The organism is uncultured Limnohabitans sp. (genome assembly GCF_937889215.1).
Classification (GTDB): Bacteria; Pseudomonadota; Gammaproteobacteria; order Burkholderiales; family Burkholderiaceae_C; genus Limnohabitans_A.
Genome location: NZ_CALBEX010000084.1, coordinates 1 through 5,700, shown reverse-complemented (window position 1 = coordinate 5,700; position 5,700 = coordinate 1). Strand labels below are relative to the sequence as shown.

The following is a 5,700-nucleotide window of genomic DNA, read 5'->3' as shown; positions in this document are numbered from 1 at the left end:
CCGATCGGCAGGTGGAGTTGTATTTGCTGGGCGGCATTGCCAACGCGATCCGCCACAGCCACCCGGGTTTAGCCGCTTTGGAGAAACCACAGTTCCCTGAGTTCGGCCGCTCGCAAGCCGAGAAAGTGCGTGATGTGGCCCGCTGGTTTGACCAAACGCTGCAAAGTCAGGCTTGGATCGCAGGCGAGCGTTTCACCATTGCCGACATCACCGCCTTTTGTGCGCTGGAGTTTGCACGCGGCTTGATGAAGTTCGTGCCCGGCGACGAGGGCTTATTGGCTTTGCAGGCTTGGCGCGACCGGGTCAACGAGCGGCCCAGCGCCAAAGCCTGACCGACTTGGCGTCAAGTGCGGGCGGTGGTTTAACCGTTCGCGCTTGGAGGCTGCGCCGTCAATTCGGTGTGGGCTGATCGAGCGCTGGGGTGGTGATGGGCCCTTGGCCTGAAAAACGCTCCAGCAGCAAGTAAATCACGGGCGTGATGTACAGCGTGACCGCTTGAGACAACACCAAGCCACCCACCACGGCCAAGCCCAAGGGTTGGCGCAATTCGGCTGCTGCACCGTTCGCAATGGCGATGGGCAAAGCACCAATGGCGGCGGTCAAGGTGGTCATCATGATGGGCCTGAATCGCAGCAGTGCGGCTTGGCGAATCGCTTCTTGGGGCGTGAGGCCTTCGTTGCGTTGGGCGTCCAAGGCAAAGTCGATCATCATGATGGCGTTTTTCTTGACGATACCAATCAGCATCAGCAAGCCGATCACCGCGATGATGGTCAGGTCTTTGCCAAAAAACTGCAGCGTCACCAAGCCGCCAACCATGGCAGAGGGTAAGCCGGCCAAGATGGTCAGGGGGTGGATGTAGCTCTCATAGAGCATGCCCAGCAATATGTAAATCACCACCACCGCAGCGACCAGCAGCCAAATTTGCGAGGACTGCGAGGACTGGAATACAGCGGCATCGCCGCCATAGGTGGTCAGCACCGTGGGGGGCATCTTGAGCTTGGCCACCATGGCATCAAGGGCCTGCGTGGCTTCGCCCAGCGGCACGCCCGGTGCCAGGTTGAAGCTGACGGTGACGGCTTCGAGCTGGCCTTGGTGCTGCACACTCACCGGGCCTTGGCTGCGCGCAATGGTGGCGAATGCCGACAAGGGCACCAGGGTGCCGCTCTTGGTGCGGGCGTGGATCTTGAGCACGTCCAGCTCGGACTGTCCGCCCTCTGTGGGGACTGACAAGATCACCTGCCAGGTGCCGGCGTCGCTGTAAATGCTGCCCACTTGGCGGTCGCCATAGGCGCTGTAGAGCAAGGTGCGCAAGGCCCCCATGTCGACACCCAAGAGCTGGGCCTGGGTTTTGTCGATCTTGAGTTCGGCTTGCAGGGCTTGGTTTTCTGTGTCGCTGTTGACGTCGGTGAAGCGGTTGTCGCCCCGCATCCCGGCCATCACTTGTTCAGACCATTTGGCCAGGTCGCCGCCGCTGACGCTTTGCAGCGTGTATTGGTAGCGCGCCCGGCTGAAGCGGCCGCCAACTTGCAGGTTTTGCAGCGGCGTGAAAAACACCCGAACCCCGGCCACACTGCCGGTGGCTCTGCGCAATTCGCCAATCACGTCTTTGACCGGCAGGCGTTGGTCGCGGGGTTTGAGGGTGATGAACATCCGACCCGTGCTGCCGCCAAAGGCAATCGCGGCCATGCTGGCCACTGCGGGATTGGCCTGGGTTTTGAGGGCCACTTCGTCGATCAGGCGTTGCATGGTTTGCGGACCAGCATCTTGCGGGCCCGAAATCGTGGCCATGACTTGGCCAATGTCTTCTTCTGGAAAATAGCCTTTGGGCATGGACACGAACAACCAAGCCGTCAGGGCAAAGCTGGCCAAGGTGACCACCAACATGACCCAGCGGTGGTGCAGTGTCCAGTCCAAGGTGTTGCGGTAGCCGTTCAGTGTTTTATTGAACAGCCAGTCAAACCAGCCGGTCAAGGCCAAGGTCAAGCCCTTGTTGTGCGTCGCGTCGCTGGATTCGTGGCTCAGAAAACGGCTGCACAGCATGGGCACCAGGGTCAGCGAGACCACGGCCGAAACCAAAATGGCCAAGCCCACGATGACCGCGAACTCGTGAAACAGCAAGCCCAATGTGCCGGGCATGAAGAAGATGGGAATCAGCACCGCCACCAACGAGACCGAAATGGACACGATGGTGAAGGCGACTTCGCGGGCACCCCGCACGGCGGCATCAAACGGTTTCATGCCGTTTTCGATGTGACGCACGATGTTTTCCAGCATCACGATGGCGTCGTCGACCACCAAGCCCACCGCCAAGGTGATGCCCAGCATGGAGATGTTGTCCAGGCTGTAGTCGAAAGCATAGAGCAGTGACATCGCGCCCACCAAGGACACTGGGATGGACAAGGTGGGGATGATGGTGGCGGAGATGCGGCGCAAGAACAAAAAGATCACCAACACCACCAAGCCAATGGTCAGTGCGAGGGTGAAGTAGATGTCGGCCAAGGCTTCGCGGATGGATTCGCCACGGTCGTTGAGCGATTGCAGCGTGACGCCCTGGGGCAACTGATCGCGCAGGTTGGGCAGGGCTTTTTGAATCGCGTCGATCACCGCAATGGTGTTGGCATCGGGCTGGCGTTGCACCGCCATGATGATGGAAGGCACACCGTTGTAGCGGGCGATGCGGTTTTCGTCTTCGACCGAGTCGCGCACTTGGGCCACGTCGCGCAAATAAACCGGCACCCCGTCACGCACAGCCACGATGTGGTTGGCGAACTCTTTGGCACTGGCCAGTTGCGTATTGGCCTGGATGATGAGCGACTGGCTCTCGCCATTGACCACGCCCATGGGGGTGATGGAATTGACGGAGCGAACGCTGGTGGCGATGTCGTCCAGCGTCAGGTTGCGGGCGGCCAGGGCAATCGGGTCGGCTTTGACGCGCACGGCAAAACGGCGTGCACCGTAGATGGACACTTGGGCCACACCGTCCACCGTGGACAGAGAGGGCGAGACCAGGTTCTCGGCAAATTGCGACACGGCGGTCAGGTCAGCCGTTTCAGAACTCAGGGCCAGGATCAACACCGGGGCATCAGCGGGGTTGACCTTGCGGTAAGAAGGCAATTCCGTCATCTCGGACGGTAAGCGGCGCTGTGTGAGCAACAAAGCGGACTGCACATCGGCGGCCGCGTCGTTGATGTTTTTGTCACCGTTGAACTCCAGCGTGATCGCTGTGCGTCCGAGAGTGCTCGACGAGGTGATGGTCTTGATGCCCGAGATGGTGGAAAACTGCTTTTCCAGCGGCAAGGCCACCGACTGCGCCATGGACTCGGGGCTGGCGCCATTGAGGTTGGCCGTCACACTGATGGTGGGGGTGTCGTAGCGGGGCAGGGCAGCGACGGGGATTTTGCTCAGCGCCCAAGCGCCCAAGGCCAGCATGGCGACGTTGAGCAGCACCGTCATCACAGGACGGCGGATAAAAATTTCGGTGGCGCGCATGGCTTACTCGTGAGCGCCGGAGAGCAGGGCGGGGCCAATCACGCGCACCGTCGCACCGGGACGCACGTTTTGCCGTCCATCGACCACGATGTTTTGGCCAGCGCTCAGACCTTTGACGGCCACGCGTTCGCCAATCACGGCGAGGATGTCGACGTTTTGCGGCTTGGCTTTCTTGTCTTCGCCCACCACATACACAAAGCGCTTGTCGTTTTTCAGCATCACTGCTGCTTGGGGCACTACCGCGACTTGGGGCAGGCTGCGCGCTTGTAATTCAATGCGCACCGCGGTGCCTGGCCAGAGGTCTTGTTTGGGGTTGGGCACTTGGGCGCGCAAAGCCAGCATGCCTGTGCTGGCATTGATGCTGCTGTCAATGAAGCTCAGTTTGCCGTTGCTCGGTGGGGCTGCGTTCAAGGTGCTGGGGCTGATGCGCACTGTGGCACCGACACCGGCGGCGCGGATGGTGGCCACATTGGTTTGAGGCAGCGAGAAATCCACACCCATGGGGTCCATTTGCGTGATGGTCAGCAAAGGGGCGGCAGACACGCCGCTGGCGACCAAACTGCCAGCCACCACGTCAATGCGTCCGACGCGCCCGGCGATGGGGGCGTAGATGTTGTAGAGGCTGACTTGCAGCTCTTGTGCCTGCAGGGCAGCGCGATCGGCGCTGACCTGTTGCTTTTGTGCGGCGACTTGGGCACCGATGTTGTCTGTGGCGCTGGCAGACACAAAGGATTGGTCTTGCAAGGAGCGCGAGCGGGTGAGTTGACGCTCAAGTTCTTGCAAGTTCGATTGTGAGCGGGCCAGGTTGGCTTGGGCTTTGGCCAGGTTGGCGCGTTCGCTTCGGCTGTCCAGTTCGAACAACAGTTGCCCTTTTTTAACCATTTGGCCTTCGCGCGCATGCACGTTGGCCAGCAAGGCGGTGATTTGTGAACGCACGCCAACAGATTGCACTGGGGCGGCTGAACCAGTCGCCGACAGGTTTTGGTTGATGTCGGTCAGTTTGACTGTGAAGACACTCACCGCGGCTGGGGGCGCACTGCGGGCGCCGCCCGGCGGGCCACCGGCACCGCCCTTGGCACCTTCTCCGGGTTTGGCGGGTGCTGCGCCATTGGCAGCTGGGGCTTTGGGTTGATCGCCAGACTTGGCCTCTTGAGCGCCGGCGTGGGCAGCAACAACAAGCAGGAGTGCAGCAATGGCTGAAGCGGTCAGTCGGGTGTTCATGGCGGGTGAGGTGTGGTGGGGTGGAAGTTGCGGCCACGCCGCAACGCAGAGCATATCCAATTTGCAAGTCATTGGATGTCTCGTTGGTAAATTTGGTGTTTTGGTGGGCGCTTTGGCGATCAGCGCCAGTGGGCCCACCTGGCCTGGGGGCGATTCCCCAGGCCAGGTGGCGTTGTGTCAGCTGAACACGCCGCCGTATTCCTTGCGCAGGTCGTTCTTTTGCACCTTGCCGGTGCCGCCCACGGGCAGGGATTCCAGGAACACCACATCATCTGGCACCCACCACTTGGCCACGCGCTCGGTCAAAAACCCCAGAATTTCGTCTTTCTCGACGTTTTGGCCTGGCTTGCGCACGATGAACAGCAGCGGGCGCTCGTCCCACTTGGGGTGTTTGACGCCAATGACGGCGGCCATGGCCACAGCCGGGTGGCCCACGGCGGCGTTTTCCAGATCGATGGAGCTGATCCACTCGCCACCGGTTTTGATGACGTCTTTGGTGCGGTCGCGGATTTGCATGGTGCCTTGCGCGTCGATGGTGGCGATGTCGCCTGTGGGGAACCAGCCGTCTACCAGCGCGCTTTGCTCGGCCTTGAAGTAGCGCTCCATGATCCATTGGCCGCGCACCATCAGCTCGCCTTGGGCGCTGCCGTCGCGGGGCAGGGTGGCCCCAGTTTCATCGACGATTTTGATCTCGATGCCCGACACCGCTTTGCCTTGCTTGGCCACGATGGCGTGCTGCTCGGCGGCAGGCTTTTGGCGGTCTGCACGGCTCAAGCTGCTCATGGTGGCCACGGCGGTGGTCTCGGTCATGCCCCAGCCGTGGCGCACTTCGACGCCGTACTTGTCGACAAACTTGGCGATCAGCGCCATCGGCATGGCCGAGCCGCCCACGGCGGTGCATTTCATGTGGTTGAAACGCAGGTTGTTTTGCTCCAAATGCTGGATCAGGCCCATCCAGATCGTGGGCACGCCGGCGCTGATGGTGACCTG

4 protein-coding genes are annotated in these 5,700 nt (G+C 61.1%); 1 reads left to right on the top strand and 3 read right to left on the bottom strand.

From position 1 onward, the window contains the following. A partial coding sequence (locus tag Q0341_RS01935; RefSeq protein WP_299510172.1) for a glutathione binding-like protein occupies positions 1–332 on the top strand: 332 nt, incomplete at its 5' end. A gap of 58 nt (positions 333–390) precedes the next feature. Here the strand turns inward: Q0341_RS01935 and Q0341_RS01930 are convergent. The 3 genes from Q0341_RS01930 to Q0341_RS01920 form a co-directional block, all read right to left on the bottom strand. Further along, the gene (locus Q0341_RS01930; protein ID WP_299510171.1) at positions 391–3,489 is read right to left on the bottom strand and encodes an efflux RND transporter permease subunit; all 3,099 of its coding nucleotides are present in this window, start codon (positions 3,487–3,489) and stop codon (positions 391–393) included. Positions 3,490–3,492: 3 nt separating this feature from the next. Then, positions 3,493–4,710, bottom strand: coding sequence for an efflux RND transporter periplasmic adaptor subunit (locus Q0341_RS01925; protein ID WP_299510170.1), 1,218 nt, complete (start codon positions 4,708–4,710; stop codon positions 3,493–3,495). Positions 4,711–4,887: 177 nt separating this feature from the next. Further along, positions 4,888–5,700, bottom strand: an 813-nt coding sequence (locus tag Q0341_RS01920) for an AMP-binding protein (protein ID WP_299510169.1), incomplete at its 5' end; no start/stop codon positions are given.